This window comes from Pseudomonas sp. GW822-FHT05A08 (genome assembly GCF_058800485.1).
On the sequence record NZ_CM179511.1, the window covers coordinates 2,709,512 to 2,730,631 of the forward strand.

The window sequence follows — 21,120 nt, forward strand, 5'->3', positions numbered from 1 at the left end:
GCAGTTTTTTCGATCTGGCTTGGCCTTCAGGTATGACCCACCGGGACAGGTGGGTGCCAACCCCTAGGAGCCTTGCATGATCTTCCCCGCCCGAGCCTTGTGTGCCCGCACCTTTGGCCTGCTTTTCCTCAGCCTGCAGCCGCTGTGCGGCGCGGCCGTGTTCGCGGCTGGCGAGCGCCAGCACTACAGCATCGACGCCGGCCCGCTGGACCAGGCGCTGTCGCGTTTCGGCGTGCAGGCGGGGATCAATATGGCGGGCAGCGCCACGCTGACAGAAGGCAAGCGCAGCCAGGGCCTGCAAGGCGATTTCAGCACCGAGGCGGGCCTGGCGCGGTTGCTGGCGGGAACCGGCCTGGGCTATCAGCGCCAGGTTGACGGCAGCTTCGAGTTGTATCGGGCGGGCGGGGATATGGTGCTGCCGTCGCAGAAAGTCGTCGGCGAAGACCTCGAGCAGAAGGAGGTGTACTCGGCGCCGCGATCCTCGGTGTATATCTCCGGTGAGGACATGCAGCGCTTTGGCGTGATCTCGGTCGGCGACGTGCTCAAGGGCCAGCCTGGGGTGCAGGTCGGCGACAGCCGCAACGGCGGCGGCCTGGATGTGAACATCCGCGGCATCCAGGGCCAGAGCCGGGTGGCGGTGACGGTCGATGGCTCGCAACAGGCGCTGGATGTCTATCGCGGGTATGCCGGCACCCAGCAACGTAGCTACATCGACCCGGACCTGATCAGTGACATCGCCATCGACAAGGGCCCGAGCCTGACCTCCAGCGCCATCGGCGGCACGGTGAAGATGCGCACCCTCGGCGTCGACGACATCCTGCGGGACGGCAAGAACATCGGCCTGCGCTTGAAGGGCGACCTGTGGAACAACGGCGTCGCTCCCGCCTCGCGCGATAGCCATTCGATGACCGAGGAGCTGTTCTCGGAGCCGCATCGTAGCCGTGGTGGACTGTTCGGTTCGAAGGCCGAGTCCGGCAGTGCCGCGTTCGCCTATAGCCATGAGTTTTTCGACGTGGTGGCGGCCTACGCCCACCGCAACCAGGGCAACTATTTCGCCGGCAAGAAGGGCCAGGACCGCTATCGCACCTATGACCGTTACGGCGACGAAGAGACGAGTGTGGCCACCACCTATAACGCCGGCGAGGAGGTGCTGAACTCCTCTTCGGAGACTGAGTCCTTCTTGCTCAAGACCACCCTGCGCCCGGCGGACGGTCACACTTTCGACCTCGGCTACCGCCGCTACGACGGGCGCATCGGCGAAATCATGCCGTCGGACATTTTCCGTTTCGGCACCGGCGGCATCTACCAGTACCCCCTGGGCCATACCAAGATCGACACCTACACCGCGCGCTACCACTACCTGCCGGACGGCAATCCGCTGGTGGACCTGACGGCCAGCCTGTGGATGACCGACGCGCAGACCAGCCAACTGACCTCGGTGGCGGCCCCGGCTTCGCAAGCCTATCGTTCGGACCGCAGATGGAGCCGGCAGGCCGACCGCCGCATCGGCGGCGACCTGGCCAACACCTCGCATTTGCAGAGCGACTATGGCGATTTCAAGCTGGATCTGGGTGGCTCGTTCCAGGTCGAAGACTTGCGCCCGCAAAAGGGCGTGGTCACCACCCAGGACGACATCAACGCCAACCGCATGCTGCGCGAAGGAGAGCGGCAGGAGTTCAGCCTGAACGGCAAGCTGGAGTACAAACCGGTCGACAGCCTGACCCTGTGGGGCGGCGGTCGTTATACCTATTACCGCAGCAAGGACCACGTCGCCCAAGCGACGGCGCGCTGGGAGGAGCGTGACTTGAGGTACCTGCGGGTCTCGAACGCGGACACCTCCGGCAACATGCTGTGGTTCCCGGATTCGAACGGGCAGTACACCGACGCCACGGACCCGCGGCGGAACAATGGGATTGTCTTCAACAACACCAACTTTCCGTTCGAGGGCATCCGCTACAACGACTTCGGCGCGACCGACTCGACGGTCTATCCGTCGCAGGTGGGCGAGGTGGTCAGCGGTTATGACTATTCCGGCAAGCAGAGCAACAGCGGCGGCGCCTTTGCACCGGCCTTCGGCATCAATGTCGAGGTGCTGCCAGACACCTTCGTCTATGCGTCCTACACCCAGGGCCTGCGCATGCCCTCGCTGTTCGAAACCAGCCAGGGCGTGTTGCAGACCACACCGGGCAAAGGCCTGAAACCCGAACGTTCCAGCAGCTGGGAAATCGGCGCCAGCACGCTGCACAAGGGCCTGCTGCTGGACAACGACTCGGCGGCGATCAAGCTGGCCTACTTCAACAACAGCATCAAGCACTACATCACCCGCTACTACGACCCGAGCCCGGGCCTGATGGGGCAGATGCGCTTCAGCAATACCGACAGCTACAAGACCAGCGGCCTGGAGCTGCAATCGCACTACGACGCGGGTCGGGTGTTCGCGGACTTTTCGTCCACCTACTACCTGAAGACCGAAACCTGCGACTCGGCCTTCGCCGCGCGGCTGCGGGCCAGCAGCAATCGCTATCGGTACTTGAGCAACACGCCGGACTGCACGCCGGGCAGCTTCATGGGCTCGTACTCCAACACCCAGAACCCGCCACGGTTCTCGGCGAACCTGACCTCGGGCCTGCGCTTTTTTGACCAGTCCCTGACCGTCGGCGGGCGCGCCACCTACAGCTCCGGCCCGACGGTCAAGGCCGACGAGAACTGGCAGACCGGCGCCACCACACCGCAGCTGGTCTACCGCGAGGTGGCGCTGTTCGATCTGTTCCTCAACTACAAGTTGAAGGAGCACACCCACCTCAATGTTTCGCTGCAGAACCTGACCGATCGCTACTACCTGGACCCGCTGGCGCAGAGCTTCATGCCGGCGCCGGGGCGGACGTTGCGGGTGGGGGTGCTGACGAAGTTCTGAGGGCAGGGCGGGGCTATCGGCCGGCGGCAGGTGCTGGTCGATCGTTGCCTGTCACCGGGCAGGGCTGGCGGTCAGGTCGCCGTCGTCTATCGGCGTCAGCCCTGTGACCAGGGCCTCCAGCAGGACCCTGACTTTGGGCAGCGTTTCACGACTTTTGACCCAGGCCAGGTTGATCGGCATCCCCTCGCTTGCCCGATGGGCAAGCACCTCCACCAAGGTCCCTTCGTCCAGCTGCCGCTGGACGAGCCAGGACGGCAACTGCGCGATACCGCAACCGGCCATGGCCGCCATCACGATGCCTTCGCCATTGCCCACCACAAGCTGGGCGGCGACCTGCCGGCGCGTCGTGGCGCCCTGGTCGTCGGCGAAATTCCAGGGGTTGATTCTTCCGTCCACCCAGCCATAGGCGATGCACTGATGCTGTTGCAGATCGCTTTCGGTCAATGGGATGCCCTGCCTGGCCAGATAGACGGGGGAGGCACAGAAGAGGTGTCGTTCGCGGGCCAGGCAACGCTGCCCCAGCGTATCGGGCCAGGCATCCGCGCCGCCAATACGCACAACGATGTCCACGCCTTCCTTGAACGGGTCGACGAAACCGTCGGAGAAGGAAATATGCGGCGTCAGCGCTGGATGATCCTGGGCAAGGCGCAGCAGGATCGGCAGCACCTGGGCGCGGCCAAAAGCCCCTGGCAGGTCGATGCGAACACTGCCGCGGGCCTCGTTGGCTTCGGCCTTCAGTGCAAACTCGGCGTCTTCCAGGTCGGCCAGCACGCCGGTACAGGTGCGATAGAAGGTCATCCCCGCGTCGGTCAGCGTCACGCGTCGCGTGGTCCGATGCAGCAGGCGAGTGCCCAGCCGGCCCTCCAGGCGCGCGATGCTTTTACTGACGGCGGAGCCTGTCAGGTGCATTTTCTCGGCGGCGGCCGTGAAGCTGCCAGACTCGGCCACGCAGACAAATACATCGATGCCCTTCAAGCGTTCGGAGGAAAACATAGACATTCCTTATTCGTGAATCTGGCTCCACGCACCCGGTAAAAACCATCAGCAATGAGAACTGGGTTCAGCAGTATGCTTGATCCGCGCCGGCTTTCCTGCGATTGCCACAGCGCGAACCCGACAAAAATAATGGCAATAACGATGAGGCAAGGATGCTGGCCACGCTAAGAAACTATCCGACCACGGTAAACCTGCTGCTTTCAGCGTCCCTGATCCTGACCCTCGCTCGCGCGATCACCCTGCCTTATCTGGTCATTTACTTATCGGGCCACTTCCACTTGAGCATCGCCGATGTCGGCCTGGTCATCGGCAGCACGCTGATCATTGGCTCGCTGTTGAGCCTGTATGGCGGGTTCCTGGTGGACCGGATGTCCAGCTACAGGCTGATCCTGGTCTGCAGTGGCGTGTTCACCGCGGGTTTCCTCGGCACCTTTGTCGCGCGCGATCTCTGGCTGTTCTACCTGTGCCTGGTGTCGATCAACCTGGCCTACGCGGTCATTGATATCGCCGTGAAGTCGGGCTTTGGCAACCTGCTCCCCGTCGCTGGCCGGGGCGAGGTGTTTTCGATCAAATACACGCTGACCAATATCGGTTATGCCGTCGGCCCCTTTCTCGGCGCGGGGCTGGCCGGGCTGGATATCAGCCTGCCTTTTCTGTTGTCCGCGGGGCTGGGCGCAGGGTTCTTTTTTGTCTACTTCGTGTGGGGCGACAGGGGCTTGGCGGGCGTTGAACCAAGCCAGCCCCGCGCGCCATTCCTGGCCGTGGGCAAGCTGTTGCTGAGCGATCGCCGGCTGGTGTGCTTTACCCTGGGCGGGCTGCTCAGCGCCGTGGTCTTCGGCCAGTTCAGTGCCTACCTCTCGCAGTACCTGGTGGTGACCACCACAGCCGAAACTGCCTACCGGATTATCAGCAGCATCGTGGCCACCAATGCGCTGACGGTGATCAGCCTGCAATACTTCATCGGCAGGAAAATCTCCCAGGAACACTTGAGCCTGTGGCTCGCCGGCGGGCTGGTTATGTTTGTCCTGGGGCTGGCGGGCTTCGCCCTGTCGACCACCCTGGTGTTCTGGGTCGGCGCCATGGTCATTTTCACGCTCGGCGAGATTATCGTGTTTCCCGCCGAATACATGTTCATCGACAACATCGCCCCCAGCCATTTGCGGGGCATGTATTACGGGGCGCAGAACCTGAACAACCTGGGCGCGGCATTGGGGCCTGTGCTGTGCGGGGCGGTCTTGGCGGTGCAGCCGCCCCAATACATCTTCTACATGCTGATGCTGTTCATCATCGCGGGCGGGATGCTGTATTTCCTGGGGGCTGCCATTGCCGGCAATACGGCGCCGGGGGAGGAAGGTGTCGCCGGGGGCTAGCAGGGAAGGGGTTGGAGGGTCGCTGAGAAGTAGCTGGTTCGAGCCGGCAGCGGGGTGGTGCCGGCGGGTTGGCCCGCTGATCGCCCGGGCCATTTCCTATGCCTGTGGGGCCAGCGCCTGTCGATTCAACGGCGGGCGCTGTTCCCCGGCCTGGCCATCAGCTGGACAGCGCCGTCACCCTGGCCCGCGCCGCGTGCAGCTTCTTGTAGCTGTCGATCAGGCGCAGGTGGCGGTCGATCCCTTCCAGCTTCATGCTGGTCGGCGTCAGGCCATAGAAGCGCACATCGCCATTCACCGAGCCAATCACCGCATCCATCCGCTCGTTGCCGAACATGCGACGGAAGTTGGTTTCGTAATCCGCCAGGTCCAGATCGTCGTCGAGTTCCATCTCCAGCACCGCATTCATCGCCTGGTAAAACAGGCCACGCTCGGCGGTGTTGTCGTTGTACTGCAGGAACATCTCCACGCATTCCTTGGCTTCTTCATATTGCTGCAAGGCCAGGAAGATCAGCAGCTTCAACTCCAGGATGGTCAGTTGACCCCAGGCGGTGTTGTCGTCGAACTCGATGCCGATCAGGGTGGTGATATCGGTGTAGTCGTCCAGTTCGCTTTCTATCAGGCGCTCGAGCAACGCCTGCAATTCTTCCTCGTCGAGGCTGTGCAGGTTGAGGATGTCGGAGCGGAAGAACAGTGCCTTGTTGGTGTTGTCCCAGATCAGGTCTTCCACCGGGTAGATTTCCGAGTAGTCCGGCACCAGGATGCGGCAGGCGGTGGCGCCGAGGTGCTCGTACACGGCCATGTAGGACTCCTTGCCCATGCCTTCGAGAATGCCGAACAAGGTCGCGGCTTCCTGGGCATTGGAGTCTTCACCCTGGCCGGAGAAGTCCCACTCGACGAATTGGTAATCCGACTGGGCGCTGAAGAAACGCCACGACACCACGCCGCTGGAGTCGATGAAGTGCTCGACGAAGTTGTTCGGCTCGGTGACCGCCTGACCTTCGAACGTCGGCGGCGGCAGATCGTTCAAGCCCTCGAAACTGCGGCCTTGCAGCAGCTCGGTGAGGCTGCGCTCCAGCGCCACTTCCAGGCTTGGGTGCGCGCCGAACGAGGCAAATACGCCACCGGTACGCGGGTTCATCAAGGTCACGCACATTACCGGGAACTCACCGCCCAGCGACGCATCCTTGACCAGCACCGGAAAGCCCTGGGCTTCCAGGCCCTGGATGCCGGCGAGAATCCCCGGGTATTTGGCCAAGACTTCTGCCGGTACATCCGGCAGGGCGAATTCGCCTTCGATGATTTCGCGTTTGACGGCGCGCTCGAAGATCTCCGACAGGCACTGCACCTGGGCTTCAGCCAGGGTGTTGCCGGCGCTCATGCCGTTGCTCAGGTAGAGGTTTTCGATCAGGTTCGACGGGAAATACACCACTTCGCCATCCGACTGGCGCACGAACGGCAGCGAAACAATGCCGCGCTCTTCATTGCCGGAGTTGGTGTCGAACAGGTGCGAGCCGCGCAGTTCGCCTTCGCGGTTGTAGATTTTCAGGCAGTACGCATCGAGGATTTCGCTCGGCAGCTCGTCGTTGGGGCCTGGCTGGAACCAGCGCTCGTCCGGGTAATGCACGAACGGTGCGTTGGCGATCTCTTCGCCCCAGAACTGATCGTTGTAGAAGAAGTTGCAGTTCAGGCGCTCGATGAACTCGCCCAGGGCCGAGGCCAGGGCGCCTTCCTTGGTCGCGCCCTTGCCGTTGGTGAAGCACATCGGCGACTGCGCGTCGCGGATATGCAGCGACCACACGTTGGGCACGATATTGCGCCACGAAGCGATCTCGATCTTCATGCCCAGGCCCGCCAGGATGCCGGACATGTTGGCGATGGTCTGTTCCAGCGGCAGGTCCTTGCCGGCGATGTAGGTGGTGTGCGCCTCGGCGCTCGGCATCAACAGGGCCTGGGCATCGGCGTCGAGGTTTTCCACCTCCTCGATCACAAACTCGGGCCCGGCCTGTACCACTTTCTTGACGGTGCAACGGTCGATGGAGCGCAGGATGCCCTGGCGGTCCTTGTCGGAGATATCCGCCGGCAACTCGACCTGGATCTTGAAGACCTGGTTGTAGCGGTTTTCCGGATCGACAATGTTGTTCTGCGACAGGCGAATGTTATCGGTGGGGATATTGCGGGTGTCGCAGTACAACTTCACGAAGTACGCCGCGCACAACGCCGATGACGCCAGGAAATAGTCGAACGGACCCGGTGCCGAGCCATCGCCCTTGTAGCGGATGGGTTGATCGGCCACCACCGTGAAGTCATCGAACTTGGCTTCAAGTCGGAGGTTGTCGAGAAAGTTGACCTTGATTTCCATGGGGCACACCGAATAACGAGCAAAACGAAATGGCGGCCATTATCCGGTTTTTCAGCGCGAAGTCTTGCGCTTTTCGGCAAGCGGGCCAGGTGGTTGGGGGGAGGAGGTCGCGGCCTGCGGCATCAGCTCCTCTCACTCATCACCGATTGACATCAGGCTGGCAGCCCACGCTTGGCTGGCAGTGTAGCGGGCGTAATAAGCCAGCTTCTCTGCCTTACTCAAGCCGGTAAAAAACGGCAGGAAGTACTGGTCGTTGTAGTAACCCTGGGCACCTTGCAACTGCGTTCCCCACCAGGCAGGGTCGTAACCCTCGAAGGCTACCCAGGGCGGCGGAACGGCGAAACGCTGGCGCTGAATGGCTTCGAGAAAGTCAGTGCTGTTGGTTACCAGGCGCACCGTGACGGCATTGAATTCCCGGGTGGATGTAAAACAGATCAGGTGCTGGTGGTGTTGGAGGTTTTCATACTGCCTGACGGGAAGGTCGTTGAAGCTTCGCTCGTGGCTCAAGGTGAAGCTGGATTCGATAAGTGCCTGGAAAGAATCCCTGTCGCTCCCGTCGATCAGCAAGGTCCAGTAATAAGCCGGCACGCCTGTGTCTTCCAAAGAAACCGCGCGTAGTGGAAGGGGCAGGGCGGGAGTGGTGTGTTTAAGGGGGTCGTCGAAAACCGCTCGGAGTTCTGACAGGGAATAGCCCGCAATTTGCTCCTTGGGGGTTCGGTCAAAAAGACCGGCGATACGGCTGAAAAAATTCATATCGTCCTTGATTCAGCTTTGATGGGTTTAGTGGAATGGCGCTTCAAGGTCATTGCTTTATGGTTCTTTGAAACCCGGAAAACCGTTGGCCGAGCGCCACTCTTTGACGGTTTTCAAGATTCCCTTTGGCGAATCGTCTTCGCCATTCTCGGGATAGTAAATCCAGTCAGATGCGGCGGGGTTGCCGGTCATTTCAATAAAGTGCTCTAGCAACTGATCCTGATATTTCTCGGTGCCCACCGCATTGCATATTTCGTCGAGCAGTTTAAGAAAATCGCTTTCGGTGTATTCGGACAAAGAGCTTGCAAGCTTGATCATCGTTTGTTGTTCCTGTGCAAGTCGATGTGGTGTCTTGGCGTGACGACACCAAGGTTATCTAAATCGTAAACCTCACCGCTTTCTGAAATAGGTATCTTGTGGTGCAGTTCAAAGGAGCGTCGCCCGCCAACGGTATCAGAGGCTCTTGCGCGTGGAGCCATGCCGTCTCGCACTCGTGCCTTGTTGCTGTTGTTAAACTGCGCAGCTAATTCTGGATCATCACTTACAGCCCTCCACAACTCCTCCCGAAAAGCATCAAAGCTTCTGAACTCCCTCCCGCGCAACTGATCAGCAATCTCCGTGGGTATCGGAGAACCTAACCCGGAGTCGGCCCCCGCGAGCCAGAGACCTTCTACGTCCTGCCCCCGACCCGTAACCGTACCGGGCGTCTTGCGCACGCTCAGCACGATATAGAGCGGCCGAACCCCGGACCCCGGCGGGAACACCAGGATGAAGTCCTTGTACTCCGGCGGGTAGATCGGGTTGACGATGAGGGTGTCCGCCTGTTCGGTGGGCGGAAAGATCCAGATGTGGGGGGCTTGGGGCGCGGCCTCCAGCGGGGGGATGCCGGAGGTGCTGGACGGGTCCACCGCGGGTGTCCAGATCAGGGTGACACCGTCGCCGAAGTCGGCTACTTGCTGCTGGCCTTTGGCAGCGAAGCGCACCACCGGGACCATTTCCCAGCCACGCTGCTTTTGCGTGTTGTAGCCATAGCCCTTGAGCGTGCCGTCGGACCGTTGTTCGAGATGCAGGCGCACGCGGGTGCGGCCTTCTTTCAGCGCGTCGAGTTGCTCTGGCGTGTACAAGGCGCTGTCGCCCAGGCTCGACGGCCAGAGCATGGCCACCACGCCAGCCAGGGCACCGGCGACGACCCCGCCGGTGGCCACGCTAGCCCCGGCGGACGCCACGGCCTCGCCACCCAGCGCAAGGCTACCCAGCACGGGGGGAAGGGTGCCGCTGATTTTCTTGAGCGGGATATTCCCCGTCGCGTTCGCGCCACGGCCCCCCAGCAAGACAAGCTCGCCATAGTCCTTGATGGCGTCGGTGGGAATCGCCCCGGATGGGCTGAGGTAGTCCATGACCCCGTCGGGCAGCTTGCAGGATTTGGTGAATGTGCAGCCGGCCATCGCCTGTTGCTTGCGGGGTGGGCTGGCGAGGCTGTCTGCGTAGGCTTGTTGGCGAACCAGCATCCGTTCATAGGCGTTCTGCCTGGCCTCTTGTTCCGCCCGTTCGCTGGGGGTCATGTCTCGGTAGCTGACATGGTGCCCGTCGCCGGAAGGGGGATTCTTGATCGGGGGAAGTCTGTTGCGCGCCATCGAGGGTTCTGCCTGTCCATCCGTTGCGGTTTTCCAGCCGGAGGCGGGATGGCATCAACCCTATTGGGTAGGACGAGGCATTACTCTGGGAGGAATCTGAAAGGTTTGAAGGGCGAGTCTTTATTTTTTACGGGCTGACAAGCAGGACGATTCTGGCTAATGCCGATCCGTTAAGGACGAGAGTGGGGCTGGTGTAGGAGCGAGCTTGCTCGCGATGGACTTGAGAGCGCCGCGTTCATCCACTCGACACGCGTTATCGTTAACCGCCGTCGCGAGCAAGAACTAGGCGTCCCCCTTGTAAGCTGGTTTTACCTGCTTCGGATCGTGGTTCCCAAAGGTTTCAAGATCGTGAGCGAGCCTGATCCGGCTCAGGCTTCCCGGCCGTGGGCCGCCGCGGCCAGTTGTTCGGTATCGACCCGCACGAAAATCGAGTCGCCGATCGCCGTCAGCACATCGCCGGCGTAGACCTCGCAGATCACCCGGCTCTTGCGCCCGACTTCACCTTCGACCCTGGCGCGCAAGGTCAGGGGCACGCCCATCGGTGTGGGCTTGATGAATTTGATGCCGAGGTTGCCGGTCACGCAGTTGATTCGTGGCTGGCTGTCCAGGGCGCGTTTTTCAGCGCGGTAGTGGTAGGCCATGGCGGTCCAGTTCGAGTGGCAGTCCACCAGCATGGCGATCAGGCCGCCGTATACAAGCTCGGGCCAGCCGCAGTATTGGCTGTCCGGCAGGTGCTCGGCCATCACATGCACCCCATCCTCATGCCAGTGGCTCTTGATGTGCAGGCCATGGGGGTTGCGGCTGCCGCAGCCAAAACAAACGCCGTCCGGCGCGGTGCTGTCTTGCAGGGAGAGTGGGTGCATGTGTCTTACCTTTCTTATTGTTGGAGAAGGAAAACCTCAGGCCGCCTGTGCCTGTATCTGCAGGTCGCCGTCGATGTCCTTGACCAGCCCGCTGGCCAGCAGCAGGGGCAGCAGGCGCTGGTGCAGTTGCGGCTCGACGAATTCCTTGACGGTGTCCAGCGCCAGGTTGCCGCTGGTTTCCAGCTCGGCCTTGGTGTAGGACAGCCAGGCCTTCTTCAGCACCAGCAGCACGTCGCTGCCGGCAGTGGTGGCGAAGCGGCGGTGGGTGACTTTACCGCCGAAGTCGAAGCTGTGCTGGTAGGCATAACCGCTCTCGACGCCCGCGCTGGCGACACAACGACCGCAGGTGCATTTGCCGTCGCCGAAGGCCGTGCGCAGATAGGTGTTGAAGTCCACCACGGGCTTGAGCCCCAGGCGCTTGTCGACTTCGAACAGATCCCCGGTCAGTTTTTCTTCAGTGCTCAACGTCCATTTCCTCAAGTCATACGGCGTGTTTTTACAGGGCCGCACGATACCAGCCAGACGCTTGCAGGGGTAATTTTCTGCCCGGAGGGGGCGAGAAGCCCTGCGCCAGGAACCTGGACTGGCGGCTGTTGCCAAGCCTGGCGCCCGTAATGAACAAGTGGCCAGTAAAAGAGAGGCACATTGCCTTCTCCAATAAGGTCCGATGCTGGCCCCGCGGTCGCTCAATCACCGCCAAAATCACTTTAATTTCAGGTGGTTAGGTAGATCGAAAAATGCGCAATGTGTGGATGACGCTGACCTCGTTCGCCTTGGTCAGCGTGGCTGTCGCGGCCGAGGGCAAGGAGTTGCCGGCCAATGACCGGTATGTGTGCAGTTGGGGCGCGGGGACGGCGGCGCGGGCGCAGGAACTGAAACTGTCGGGCGTTTCGTTGTATGCCGCGCGGCAGAAGCTGCAGACCTACAAGTTCAGCAAGGGCTGGATGCGCATGCTGGCCCTGGGCATTACCGAACAGACCTACGACAGCCCCTCGCGGGCCAAGCCGGCGACGGTGCGGCAGAGTTTTTACGACGATTGCGTGCGCTACAAGCTGGCGCGCAAATAACCGGGGAAGGCACGCGCAATTGCCGGTTGCCCGGGCTGCCATGCTGGCGTGGGCGCCGGCGATCCTGGGTCGAGGCATGTCGGCTTTGCCTCATGTACCCGGACCTTTGGTCCATGGGCCGACAGAGTCCGCCGCCATCTGATCCGTATTTTTCTTCGTCACCTGCGTCTGTATCGGGATCAGATCTGGCCTGACAATAACGCACCCCTCAGGCGCACCGGTCCGCCGGCTGGAGCCTGAGGCTGCGTTCTGCTTTTCGCGTTGGCGAAAGCCTATTGTTCAGGAGGCCTTTATGGCGAAGATGGCGATTTTCTTGTTTGGATTCTTGGCGCTGACCATCGCGATCGGTCTGCTGGCGACCATCTCTCCGGTCTGAGGGGAAACCTCAGCCCAGTCTCTCTGGGGCGGGCCGAACCGCTATTTGGAAAACTTCCTCGCCCCGGCCACGCACAAAATCACCGCCACGGTCACTCCCAGCATGCCCAGGCTGACCTGTTCATGCAGCAGGGTGGCCGCCAGGGCCAGGCCAAAGAACGGTTGCAGCAACTGCAACTGGCCGACGGCGGCGATCCCACCCTGGGCCAGCCCGCGATACCAGAAGACAAAGCCGATCAGCATGCTGAACAACGCGACGTACCCCAGGCTCAGCCAGGCGGGCAGGGTAATGCCGCTAAATGAAGGCGGGGCACGCAACAGGCTCAGCACGGCCATGACCGGCAGCGCCAGCACCAAAGCCCAGGAGATCACCTGCCAGCCGCCCAGGGTGCGGGAGAGCTTGGCGCCTTCGGCGTAACCCAGGCCGCAGACCAGGATCGCCAGCAGCATGAGGATGTCTCCGGCCGGCGCGGCGCTCAGCCCCTGGGACAGGGCAAACCCCACCACCAGCAGGCTGCCCAGCACCGAGAACAGCCAGAACACTGGCCGCGGCCGCTCGCCGCCGCGCAGCACGCCGAACACCGCGGTGGCCAGTGGCAGCAAGCCCAGGAAGACGATGGAGTGGGCCGAGGTCACGTACTGCAGCGCTAACGCGGTCAGCAGGGGAAAGCCCACCACCACGCCTAGGGCGACTATCGCCAAGGGCCACAGCTGGTTTCTGTTCGGGCGTTTTTCCTTGAACAGCAGCAACAGGCACAAGGCCAGGACCCCGGCGATGCTGGCGCGGGCCACGGTCAGGAACAGCGGGTCGAATTCCAGCACGGCGACCCGGGTGGCCGGCAGCGAGCCGCTGAAAATCAGCACGCCGATAAAACCGTTGAGCCAGCCGCTCGCGGCCTTTTGCGTGGTGGGGTGTGGCAGGGGGGATGTCCGTTCCATTCAGGGGCTCAGCTCTGTTCAAGGGTAAGCGCCGCGCTGCAGGGCGAGATTGCGCCTGGGCTGCTCAGGCCCCATCCTAGGAGCGCTAAGCAATACAATCAAAATATTGTCATGGATACATTCCGCTATGGCCCGTGCCCGCTACAAACAACTGGTCGATGCTTTTGCCGCCGATATCCGTGGCGGCGCCCTGCCGCCCGGCGCCCGCCTGCCGACTCACCGCGAGCTGGCCGCCAGGGAAGGGCTGGCCCTGGTGACCGCTTCGCGGGTGTATGCCGAGCTGGAGGCCATGGGCCTGATCAGTGGCGAAACCGGGCGCGGCACCTTTGTCCGCGAGACCGCATTGCCGCCGGGCCAGGGCGTCGACCAGCAGGCCACGGCGGCGGGTACTCTGGACCTGAATTTCAACTATCCGGCGTTGCCCGGGCAGGCCGAAGTGTTGCGCGGCGGCCTGCGCCAACTGGCGGCCGCCGGTGACCTGGAGGCGCTGCTGCGCTACCAGCCCCACAGTGGTCGCAGCCACGAGCGGGCCGCGGTGGCGCGGTATCTGGTCTCTTGCGGGTTGCGGGTAGAGGCCGAGCAGGTGTCGATCGTCAACGGCGCCCAGCATGGCCTGGCGACCACGGTGATGGCGCTGCTCAAGCCCGGCGATGTGGTCGCCACCGATGCCTTGACCTACCCGGGGTTCAAGGTGGTGGCCGACGCCCACGGCGTGGAGCTGGTGTCGATTGCCCTGACCGAGCACGGCCCCGACCTGGCGGCCTTCGAGCAGCTGTGTCGCAGCCGACGGGTGCGGGCGGTGTACGCCATGCCGACCCTGCACAACCCCATGGGTTGGGTGCTGGATCTGGCGTGGCGCGAGCGTCTGGTGCACATAGCCCGGCAGCATCGCCTGCTGATTATCGAGGACGCCGCCTATGCCTTTCTCGCCGAGGATCCGCCCGCGCCGCTGGCGGCCCTGGCGCCGGAACTGACGGTGTATGTGTCGGGCTTTTCCAAGAATGTCGCCACCGGGTTGCGGGTCGGTTTTGTCGTCGCGCCGCCGGCCTGGGTGCCGCTGATCGAACGGGTGATCCGCGCGACCACCTGGAACACCCCCGGGGTGATGACGGCGCTGGTCTGCAACTGGATCGACGACGGCACCGTGGCGCGCCTGGAAACCGAGAAGCGCCAGGACGCGCAAGCCCGGCAGGCGCTGGCCAGGGAGGTGTTGGCCGGCCTGGCGTACATCGGGCATCCGGCGTCCTATTTTCTCTGGCTGCCGCTGCCCGAGGAGGTGCGTGCCGATCAGGTGGCCATGGCCTTGCTGCGGGAGAATGTCTCGGTGTCCACCGCCGAGCCCTTTGTCAGCGCCGCGCCGGTGCCCCACGCGATTCGCCTGGCCCTGGGCTCGGTCGATATGGATCAGCTGCGGGTGGCACTGGAAAGGGTGCGCAAGGTGATTGCTCAATACGCCTACTGAAGGCCCCGCGCGGCAAGGCGCGGGAGCCCGTTGGCCGTCAGACCTTGAACTGGGTTACCAGGCCGTTGAGTTCCACCGCCAGACGCGACAGGTCCTGGCTGGCGGCGTTGCTCTGGTTGGCCCCGGCCGAGGTCTGCGTCGCCAGGTCGCGGATGTTCACCAGGTTGCGGTCCACCTCGCGGGCGACCTGGGCCTGCTCTTCGCTGGCGCTGGCGATCACCATGTTGCGTTCGTTGATCGAGGTGATGGCCTGGGTGATCTGGTCCAGGGCCAGGCCCGAAGCGCGGGCGGCTTCCAGGGTCAGGTGGGCGCGTTCGTTGCTGTGGCGCATGGCGCTGACCGCGCCTTCGGTGCCTTCTTCGATGGTGTTGATCATGCTTTCGATTTCCTGGGTCGACTGCTGGGTGCGATGGGCGAGGGCCCGCACCTCATCGGCGACCACGGCGAAACCGCGTCCGGCATCGCCGGCCCGGGCGGCCTCAATGGCCGCGTTGAGGGCCAGCAGGTTGGTCTGCTCGGCGATCGAGCGGATCACCTCCAGGACCTGGCCGATATTGCGTACATCCACCGCCAGGTGCTCGACCTGCTCGCAGGTGCGGGTCACTTCGTCGGCCAGGTCGCCGATGGAATCGACGGTGTGTTGCACCTGCTGCCGGCCGTGGTGGGCGGTGGCGTCGGTTTCCCGGGATGCTTCGGAGGTGCTGACGGCGTTGCGTGCCACTTCTTCCACCGCCGCGGTCATTTCGTTGACCGCGGTGGCGGCCTGTTCCAGCTCGTTGCTCTGCTGGTGCAGGGTCTTGCTGGAGTCCTCGGTCACCGCATGCAGTTCCTCGGCGGCCGACGCCAGCTGGCTGGAGGAATCGGCGATCTTCTGCAGGGTGCTGCGCAGGCTGTTCTGCATGCGTTGCAGGGCGTGCAGCAGGCGCGCTGGTTCGTCGTTGCCGGTCACGCTGATGGCATGGCACAGGTCGCCGCTGGCGATGGTTTCGGCGACTGCCACGGCCTGGCTCAGCGGCCGCACGATGCTGCGGGTGAGCACGATGGCCAGGCCGACGGTCAGCACCAGCACGATGGCCAGGATCGCCAGCACCAGCCCGACCGCGCTCTGGAACACTTCGTTGCTGCGCGTGGCGGCCACTTCGCCGCCGTGGGTATTCACCTCGACCACGCTCAGCAGTTCCTTGAGCATGGCGTCGGCATTGGTCAGGAACGGCCCGCCGTCGACGATGGCGATCGCCTCGTCCTTGCGCCCCTGGCGCGCCAGGTCGAGGACGCGCTGCTGGTCCTTGAGGTACAGCGCCCTGACCCCCAGGTAGCGCGCGTACGCAGCCTTTTCCTCGGGGGCGATACTGAGCTTTTCGTAGGCCAGTTGCTGGGCCGACAGTTGCTCGTCGAGTTGCTTGACCCGGTCCAGCAGGGCCTCGACTTCGGTTCTGTCGCGTACGACCAGCAGGCGCAGGGTCAGGGTACGGATCTGGGTACTGGTCAGGGCCACGGCGTTGGCCGCGACGATCGAGGGCAGCCAGTTCCTGTCGACCTCGAGCGACTGCTCGTTCATGCGCCGCATTTCCAGCAGGGAGAACGCCCCGAGCGCAACCGCGAGCAACGCGATCAGGGCAAAACTGAGGCCTGCACGGCGGGAAATGTTCATCGATCGTAAAAGCATGACTGTGTTCCTTGTGGCGGCAAAAGGCACAACCTGCGCGGCATCCGGCAGGTTCGCAGCAAAGCGGCGCGCGCTCGGAAAGGCTCCGGGGCGTCGTCGGTTCTTGCAGGCAAGACAGGCGGGAGGCGCATCGTGGCGCCTTCTTTTATGAGGTCTTCCGGGGTGGATGGGGCTGCACGGGCCCTGGCCGGAAAGGTGGTGATGATATCACAGTGATATCGGTGGCGTCGGCGAGGTGGAGCGCAGGGCTCCACCTTGAGGGCTCAGCCGTGCTGGATGCCTGCGCGTTTCAGCAACTGCTTGCAGCGCTCGGACAGGTGGGTCACCCGCAGGTGCTTGCCGGCCTTGCCGTAGCGTTCGCGCAGGGTTTTCAGGGCGGCGATGGCCGAGTAGTCGACGAAGCTCAGGTGGCGGCAGTCGAGGGTCACCTGGGCCGGGTCGCCCGCCGGGTCGAAGTGGTTGAGGAAGGAGGTGGTCGAGGCAAAGAACAGGGTGCCGTGGACCCGGTACAGCTTGCTGCCGTCGGCTTCCTCGTGGCTGTCGGCGTACAGCTCGCGCGAATGCTGCCAGGCGAAGTTGAGGGCGGCGATGACGATGCCGCACAGCACCGCGATGGCGAGGTCGGTGAACACGGTGATGATGGTCACCGCGACTATCACCAGCATGTCGTTCAGCGGCACTTTGTGCAGCACCCGCAGCGAGCCCCAGGCGAAGGTCTGCTGGGCCACCACGAACATCACCCCCACCAGCGCCGCCAGTGGAATGCGCTCGATCAGGGGCGAGAGAAACAGCACGAACAGCAGGATCATCGTCCCGGCGACCACCCCGGACAGCCGGCCACGGCCGCCGGAGCTGAGGTTGATCACGGTCTGGCCGATCATTGCGCAACCGCCCATGCCGCCGAACAGGCCGGAGGCGATATTGGCCGCGCCCAGGGCCACGCATTCGCGGTCGGGGAAGCTGCGGCTCTCGGTGATTTCGTCGGTGAGGTTGAGGGTCAGCAGGGTTTCCAGCAGCCCGACCATGGCCATCAGGAACGCGTAGGGGGCGATGATGCCCAGGGTCTCCAGGTTCCACGCGATGTCCGGCAGCACCAGGCGCGGCAGGCCGCCGGCGATATGGGCCATGTCGCCCAGGGTGCGGGTCGGCAGGCCCAGCAGGTAGACCAGCAGGCCGACCCCGAGGATCGCCACCAGCGCCGGCGGCACCGCGCGGCTCAAGCGTGGCAGCAGATGGACGATGGCCATGGTCAGCGCCACCAGCCCGAGCATCAGCCACAGGGGCGTGCCGCCGAGCCAGCGTTCATCGGCCTTGAAGTGCTCCAGCTGGGCCAGGGCAATGATGATCGCCAGGCCATTGACGAAGCCGAGCATCACCGGGTACGGCACGATCCGCACCAGCTTGCCCAGGCGCAGCAGGCCGAAGGCGATCATGACCAGGCCACCGAGCAGCACCGTGGCCAGCAGGTACTGCACGCCGTGCTGCACCACCAGCGCGACGATCACCACCGCCATCGACCCGGCGGCGCCGGAAATCATCCCCGGGCGGCCGCCGAACAGCGCGGTCAGGGTGCAGATGATAAAGGCCCCGTACAGGCCCATCAGCGGGTTGAGGTGGGCGACCAGGGCGAAGGCGATGCACTCGGGCACCAGGGCGAAAGAGGTGGTGAGCCCGGCCAGGACGTCGGCGCGAAGGTGAGCGGGTTTCATGGTTTACCTGAGAGGGTGGCCAGGGGCGGCCGGGGTTGCGGGGGATTGTCGAAAGGCGGCGAATGTTACGGAATTACAGCCGCGCCAGCCAGCCATGGGGCTTGTATTGATGGGCGCTCGCGGCAAGACTGCACGGCTTCGGCGCTTAATACCGGGCAGCCAAGGAGCCTCCATGCCATCAAGCAAACGCGAGCAGGCGCGTCTCGAACGCCGCCTGGCTGCCAGCCTCACCGACGCCTGCGAAACCGCCAAGGCGGAAATCGTCGGGTTCTCCTGGCTGACCCATGTGGTCGATTACGCGGCGTTTCCCGCCAGCCTGAGGGTGGTATGGGTGTTCGACACCCAGGCCAGCAAGTCCCTGGCCCTGGCCTGCGGGCAGGGCGAGCGCATGCTCGAACTGACAGCCATGGCGCTGCATGACGCCGGCGTGGAGTTGCAGGCGCTGGCGGCCCATGTGCGCTACGACAGCGAAGAACAGTGCCAGCGCATCAACGGCGGCAACTGGCAACAACGCCTGGCGCGGCTGGGCTGAGCGCCGCTGGCAAGCGCGGCTAAACGCCGCACCCGACCAAGGTCGCACACAACCTGTCATCCATTTGGCAGGAAGCGGGGCGCCTCGTTTTGCTACCATGCGTGGCTTTTACGGATGGGCCGCCTGGCGGGTCGTCTGGACTTTCGGCTCCTCAAAGGGCGGTAACGAATGAGTGTTTTGTTGAGTCGCCGCGAGGTGATTGCAGGTATGGGGGTGTTGGGTCTCGGTCTTCTGGCCGGCTGCGATACCCGGGGCCAGCTGTCGTACAAATATGGCAAGGACCTGAGCGACAAGATCATGGGCCGTACCTTCAAGCTGAAGGACACCGAGGGCAACGTCAGGACGCTCTCAAGCTATAGCGGCCTGATGCCGATGGTGTTCTTCGGTTTCACCCAGTGCCCGGCCATCTGCCCCACGACGCTGGCGCGCGCGGCCCAGGCCAAGAAACTGATGGGCCGCGACGGCGACCGCCTGCAGGTGATCTTCATCACCCTGGACCCCGAGCGGGATACCCCGGAGGTCCTCGACGCCTACGTCAAGGCCTTCGACCCGTCGTTCGTCGCGCTGTACGGCACGCTGGAGCAGACCGCGGCCACGGCCAAGGAATTCGACGTGTTCTACGAGAAGATCCCCAGCGGTTCGACCTACACCCTGTCCCACACCGCCACCAGTTTTGTCTACGACTCCCGGGGCACGTTGCGCCTTGGCTTGTCCCAATCGCTTACCGCGCAAGAGTGCGCGGAAGATCTACTGACCGTCATGGAGGTCTGCTGATGTACCCGGCCCTGAATAAAACCGCTATCGCCCAACGCGCCAAACGCATCCTGATCGGCCTGTCCCTGCTGGGCCTGGCGGGCCAGGCCGCGGCCCAGACCCAGGTCGACGACGCCTGGGTACGCGCCACCGTCGCCGGGCAACAGGCGACCGGGGCCTTCATGACCCTGACCGCCAGCGACGACAGCAAGCTGCTCAGCGTCGAGTCGCCAGTGGCCAAGATCGTGCAGATTCACCAGTCGAGCATGCACAACGATGTGATGAGCATGCGCCCGGCGGACTTCGTCGCGTTGCCGGCCGGCAAGGCCGTGGCCCTGGACCCCCACGGTTATCACGTGATGCTGATCGACCTGGTCGCCCAGGTGAAGGAAGGCGACAAGGTGCCGCTGACCCTGGTGGTGGAAAATGCCAAGGGCGAAAAAGAGTCGATCAAGGTCGAGGCCCAGGCCCGCGCGCTGAACATGCCCGACCACAGCAAGATGCAGCATTGATGGTTGGCGGCACCTGCGACGACCGGCAGCCAGGCTGAAGCATGGCCAAGGAAATCGACAACCCCTGCATCGCCGTTTGCCAGTTGAGCGGCGACCTGTGCCTGAGTTGCGGGCGCAGCAAGGACGACATCCGCCAATGGAAGCGCATGAAGCGCCCGGAAAAGATGGCGGCGGTGCAGCGGGCGAGCCAGCGCTTGAAGGCGCTGCGCAAGAAGGGCGGCGGCGCCAGCCGCTGATCTCCCCCCAGCCGGCCTCCAGCGCCGGCCTTCAGGTTCCCGGCGTTTGCGCCGCACACTCGCGCAACCAGGCGATACAGGCCGAGACCCGTCGCGGCAGGGCCTCCAGGGCCGGGTGGACGATGTAGTAGTCGTATTCGCCGCTGCGGGTAAACCCGCTGAACGGCAGCACCAGCCGGCCTTGCCCGATCGCCTCGCTGACCAGATGCTCGCGCCCGATCGCCACGCCGGCATGGTGGATGGCAGCGGTAACGCAGAGGTCCGAGCGATCGAAAGTCACCCCGCGTTTTGGCATGGCCACGCCGGCGCCGTGCTGGCGAATCCACAGCGCCCATTCGGAATCGAAGGTGGCGTGGTCCCAGGCCAGCGAGTCATGCAGCAGGGTGCACTGTTGCAGTTGCTCGACCGCGCCGGTCAATCCTTGGCGTTCGGCGTATTGCGGGCTGCACACCGGTGCGACCCGCTCCTGCATCAGCTTGTGCGCCGCCAGCCCATGGAACTCGCCATTGCCGTAGTACAGCGCCAGGTCGATCTGCCGGGTGCGGAAGTCGATGCGGTCGTTGCCCACCCGCAGGTCGAGCCTGACCCCGGGAAAACGCTGGCCGAACTCGGCCAGGCGCGGCACCAGCCAGGAATGGGCGATGGACGGGTGGGCGTACAGGGTCAGCGGCCCGGCCAGGTCGGCGTCGACCGGCTGGGCCAGGACTTCGGACAGCTCGCCCAGGGTCTGCTGGAGGATCGCGAAAATCCGTTCGCCGGCCTCGGTCAGCTCGACCCGCCGGGTCAGCCGGCGGAACAGCTGGATCGACAGCTCCGCCTCCAGCCGGGCGATGCGATGGCTGACCGCGCTGGCGGTCAGGCACAACTCATCGGCGGCCTTGCTGAAACTCAGGTGGCGGGCCGCGGCCTGGAAGGTGAACAGGTTCGAGAACTGGCTGCTGTTGAGCTTGGCATCCAGTCGGGGCGGTAGGTTGTACAAG

At 63.7% G+C, this 21,120-nt stretch carries 19 protein-coding genes and 1 pseudogene; 8 read left to right on the plus strand and 12 right to left on the minus strand.

Going from position 1 to position 21,120, the window contains the following annotated elements; all coding sequences use genetic code 11:
* Positions 1-76 precede the first annotated feature (76 nt).
* A complete protein-coding gene (locus AC3RCP_RS12190) occupies positions 77-2,914 on the plus strand; it encodes a TonB-dependent receptor (protein WP_492571558.1) in 2,838 nt (945 codons plus the stop codon).
* A gap of 51 nt (positions 2,915-2,965) precedes the next feature.
* On the opposite strand, the gene AC3RCP_RS12195 is transcribed toward AC3RCP_RS12190, so the two are convergent.
* Positions 2,966-3,907 (minus strand): LysR family transcriptional regulator, encoded by a 942-nt coding sequence (locus AC3RCP_RS12195; protein ID WP_492571597.1) that lies wholly within the window; start codon positions 3,905-3,907, stop codon positions 2,966-2,968.
* Positions 3,908-4,062: 155 nt separating this feature from the next.
* On the opposite strand from AC3RCP_RS12195, the gene AC3RCP_RS12200 reads away from it, so the two are divergent.
* Positions 4,063-5,280 carry an MFS transporter gene (locus AC3RCP_RS12200; protein ID WP_492571559.1) on the plus strand — a complete coding sequence of 406 codons (1,218 nt, stop codon included), beginning with the start codon at positions 4,063-4,065 and terminating at the stop codon, positions 5,278-5,280.
* 157 nt (positions 5,281-5,437) lie between these two features.
* On the opposite strand, the gene AC3RCP_RS12205 is transcribed toward AC3RCP_RS12200, so the two are convergent.
* The 6 genes from AC3RCP_RS12205 to AC3RCP_RS12230 all read right to left on the minus strand — a co-directional run bounded on the left by AC3RCP_RS12205 (position 5,438) and on the right by AC3RCP_RS12230 (position 11,354).
* Positions 5,438-7,639, minus strand: a complete 2,202-nt coding sequence (locus AC3RCP_RS12205; RefSeq protein WP_492571560.1) for an OsmC domain/YcaO domain-containing protein — start codon at positions 7,637-7,639, stop codon at positions 5,438-5,440.
* Between the two features lie 132 nt (positions 7,640-7,771).
* Positions 7,772-8,392, minus strand: coding sequence for a hypothetical protein (locus AC3RCP_RS12210; RefSeq protein ID WP_492571561.1), 621 nt, complete (start codon positions 8,390-8,392; stop codon positions 7,772-7,774).
* A gap of 57 nt (positions 8,393-8,449) precedes the next feature.
* Positions 8,450-8,710: a bacteriocin immunity protein gene (locus AC3RCP_RS12215; RefSeq protein WP_492571562.1), complete on the minus strand. Its 261-nt coding sequence runs from the start codon at positions 8,708-8,710 to the stop codon at positions 8,450-8,452.
* Positions 8,707-10,026 carry a pyocin-S2/colicin E7-DNase domain-containing protein gene (locus AC3RCP_RS12220; protein WP_492571563.1) on the minus strand — a complete coding sequence of 440 codons (1,320 nt, stop codon included), beginning with the start codon at positions 10,024-10,026 and terminating at the stop codon, positions 8,707-8,709. The genes AC3RCP_RS12215 and AC3RCP_RS12220 overlap by 4 nt, the downstream gene beginning before the upstream one ends.
* Before the next feature lie 368 nt (positions 10,027-10,394).
* On the minus strand, positions 10,395-10,889 hold the full coding sequence (locus AC3RCP_RS12225) for a PaaI family thioesterase (protein ID WP_007924872.1): 495 nt from the start codon (positions 10,887-10,889) through the stop codon (positions 10,395-10,397).
* A gap of 36 nt (positions 10,890-10,925) precedes the next feature.
* Positions 10,926-11,354, minus strand: a complete 429-nt coding sequence (locus tag AC3RCP_RS12230; RefSeq protein ID WP_087088203.1) for a hypothetical protein — start codon at positions 11,352-11,354, stop codon at positions 10,926-10,928.
* Between the two features lie 272 nt (positions 11,355-11,626).
* Here AC3RCP_RS12230 and AC3RCP_RS12235 point away from each other — a divergent pair, with 272 nt between their 5' ends.
* Positions 11,627-11,956, plus strand: a complete 330-nt coding sequence (locus AC3RCP_RS12235; RefSeq protein WP_007924875.1) for a hypothetical protein — start codon at positions 11,627-11,629, stop codon at positions 11,954-11,956.
* Between the two features lie 417 nt (positions 11,957-12,373).
* Here AC3RCP_RS12235 and AC3RCP_RS12240 read toward each other — a convergent pair whose 3' ends face one another.
* Positions 12,374-13,270, minus strand: coding sequence for a DMT family transporter (locus tag AC3RCP_RS12240; RefSeq protein ID WP_053260573.1), 897 nt, complete (start codon positions 13,268-13,270; stop codon positions 12,374-12,376).
* A 127-nt stretch (positions 13,271-13,397) separates the two neighbouring features.
* On the opposite strand from AC3RCP_RS12240, the gene AC3RCP_RS12245 reads away from it, so the two are divergent.
* Positions 13,398-14,732, plus strand: a complete 1,335-nt coding sequence (locus AC3RCP_RS12245; protein WP_492571564.1) for an aminotransferase-like domain-containing protein — start codon at positions 13,398-13,400, stop codon at positions 14,730-14,732.
* Between the two features lie 37 nt (positions 14,733-14,769).
* Here the strand turns inward: AC3RCP_RS12245 and AC3RCP_RS12250 are convergent, their stop codons facing one another.
* The 3 genes and pseudogenes from AC3RCP_RS12250 to AC3RCP_RS12260 all read right to left on the minus strand — a co-directional run bounded on the left by AC3RCP_RS12250 (position 14,770) and on the right by AC3RCP_RS12260 (position 18,107).
* The gene (locus AC3RCP_RS12250) at positions 14,770-15,633 is read right to left on the minus strand and encodes a methyl-accepting chemotaxis protein (protein WP_370686802.1); all 864 of its coding nucleotides are present in this window, start codon (positions 15,631-15,633) and stop codon (positions 14,770-14,772) included.
* A pseudogene (locus AC3RCP_RS12255) lies at positions 15,628-16,398 on the minus strand (MCP four helix bundle domain-containing protein); the annotation flags it as partial. The gene AC3RCP_RS12250 and the pseudogene AC3RCP_RS12255, both read right to left, overlap by 6 nt.
* A 263-nt stretch (positions 16,399-16,661) precedes the next feature.
* Complete coding sequence (locus AC3RCP_RS12260) at positions 16,662-18,107, minus strand: SulP family inorganic anion transporter (protein ID WP_492571565.1); 1,446 nt, start codon at positions 18,105-18,107, stop codon at positions 16,662-16,664.
* 172 nt (positions 18,108-18,279) lie between these two features.
* Between AC3RCP_RS12260 and AC3RCP_RS12265 the strand changes: the two genes are divergently transcribed.
* From AC3RCP_RS12265 to AC3RCP_RS12280, 4 genes are all read left to right on the plus strand, one after another.
* On the plus strand, positions 18,280-18,639 hold the full coding sequence (locus AC3RCP_RS12265) for a hypothetical protein (RefSeq protein ID WP_101337483.1): 360 nt from the start codon (positions 18,280-18,282) through the stop codon (positions 18,637-18,639).
* Between the two features lie 168 nt (positions 18,640-18,807).
* Positions 18,808-19,413, plus strand: coding sequence for an SCO family protein (locus AC3RCP_RS12270; RefSeq protein ID WP_007924889.1), 606 nt, complete (start codon positions 18,808-18,810; stop codon positions 19,411-19,413).
* Positions 19,413-19,904: a copper chaperone PCu(A)C gene (locus tag AC3RCP_RS12275; RefSeq protein ID WP_007924890.1), complete on the plus strand. Its 492-nt coding sequence runs from the start codon at positions 19,413-19,415 to the stop codon at positions 19,902-19,904. The genes AC3RCP_RS12270 and AC3RCP_RS12275 overlap by 1 nt, the downstream gene beginning before the upstream one ends.
* Positions 19,905-19,945: 41 nt before the next feature.
* Positions 19,946-20,140, plus strand: coding sequence for a DUF1289 domain-containing protein (locus AC3RCP_RS12280; protein WP_007924891.1), 195 nt, complete (start codon positions 19,946-19,948; stop codon positions 20,138-20,140).
* 31 nt (positions 20,141-20,171) lie between these two features.
* On the opposite strand, the gene dsdC is transcribed toward AC3RCP_RS12280, so the two are convergent.
* Positions 20,172-21,119, minus strand: a complete 948-nt coding sequence (dsdC, locus tag AC3RCP_RS12285; protein ID WP_492571566.1) for a DNA-binding transcriptional regulator DsdC — start codon at positions 21,117-21,119, stop codon at positions 20,172-20,174.
* Between the last annotated feature and the right edge of the window lies 1 nt (position 21,120).

What these genes read in the sequence shown, in the direction of transcription:
- AC3RCP_RS12190 (WP_492571558.1), top strand. Translation starts at nt 77, where the DNA reads ATGATCTTCCCCGCCCGAGCCTTGTGTGCCCGCACCTTTGGCCTGCTT.
- AC3RCP_RS12195 (WP_492571597.1), bottom strand. Translation starts at nt 3,907, where the DNA reads ATGTTTTCCTCCGAACGCTTGAAGGGCATCGATGTATTTGTCTGCGTG.
- AC3RCP_RS12200 (WP_492571559.1), top strand. Translation starts at nt 4,063, where the DNA reads ATGCTGGCCACGCTAAGAAACTATCCGACCACGGTAAACCTGCTGCTT.
- AC3RCP_RS12205 (WP_492571560.1), bottom strand. Translation starts at nt 7,639, where the DNA reads ATGGAAATCAAGGTCAACTTTCTCGACAACCTCCGACTTGAAGCCAAG.
- AC3RCP_RS12210 (WP_492571561.1), bottom strand. Translation starts at nt 8,392, where the DNA reads ATGAATTTTTTCAGCCGTATCGCCGGTCTTTTTGACCGAACCCCCAAG.
- AC3RCP_RS12215 (WP_492571562.1), bottom strand. Translation starts at nt 8,710, where the DNA reads ATGATCAAGCTTGCAAGCTCTTTGTCCGAATACACCGAAAGCGATTTT.
- AC3RCP_RS12220 (WP_492571563.1), bottom strand. Translation starts at nt 10,026, where the DNA reads ATGGCGCGCAACAGACTTCCCCCGATCAAGAATCCCCCTTCCGGCGAC.
- AC3RCP_RS12225 (WP_007924872.1), bottom strand. Translation starts at nt 10,889, where the DNA reads ATGCACCCACTCTCCCTGCAAGACAGCACCGCGCCGGACGGCGTTTGT.
- AC3RCP_RS12235 (WP_007924875.1), top strand. Translation starts at nt 11,627, where the DNA reads ATGCGCAATGTGTGGATGACGCTGACCTCGTTCGCCTTGGTCAGCGTG.
- AC3RCP_RS12240 (WP_053260573.1), bottom strand. Translation starts at nt 13,270, where the DNA reads ATGGAACGGACATCCCCCCTGCCACACCCCACCACGCAAAAGGCCGCG.
- AC3RCP_RS12245 (WP_492571564.1), top strand. Translation starts at nt 13,398, where the DNA reads ATGGCCCGTGCCCGCTACAAACAACTGGTCGATGCTTTTGCCGCCGAT.
- AC3RCP_RS12250 (WP_370686802.1), bottom strand. Translation starts at nt 15,633, where the DNA reads ATGCAGAACAGCCTGCGCAGCACCCTGCAGAAGATCGCCGATTCCTCC.
- AC3RCP_RS12260 (WP_492571565.1), bottom strand. Translation starts at nt 18,107, where the DNA reads ATGAAACCCGCTCACCTTCGCGCCGACGTCCTGGCCGGGCTCACCACC.
- AC3RCP_RS12265 (WP_101337483.1), top strand. Translation starts at nt 18,280, where the DNA reads ATGCCATCAAGCAAACGCGAGCAGGCGCGTCTCGAACGCCGCCTGGCT.
- AC3RCP_RS12270 (WP_007924889.1), top strand. Translation starts at nt 18,808, where the DNA reads ATGAGTGTTTTGTTGAGTCGCCGCGAGGTGATTGCAGGTATGGGGGTG.
- AC3RCP_RS12275 (WP_007924890.1), top strand. Translation starts at nt 19,413, where the DNA reads ATGTACCCGGCCCTGAATAAAACCGCTATCGCCCAACGCGCCAAACGC.
- AC3RCP_RS12280 (WP_007924891.1), top strand. Translation starts at nt 19,946, where the DNA reads ATGGCCAAGGAAATCGACAACCCCTGCATCGCCGTTTGCCAGTTGAGC.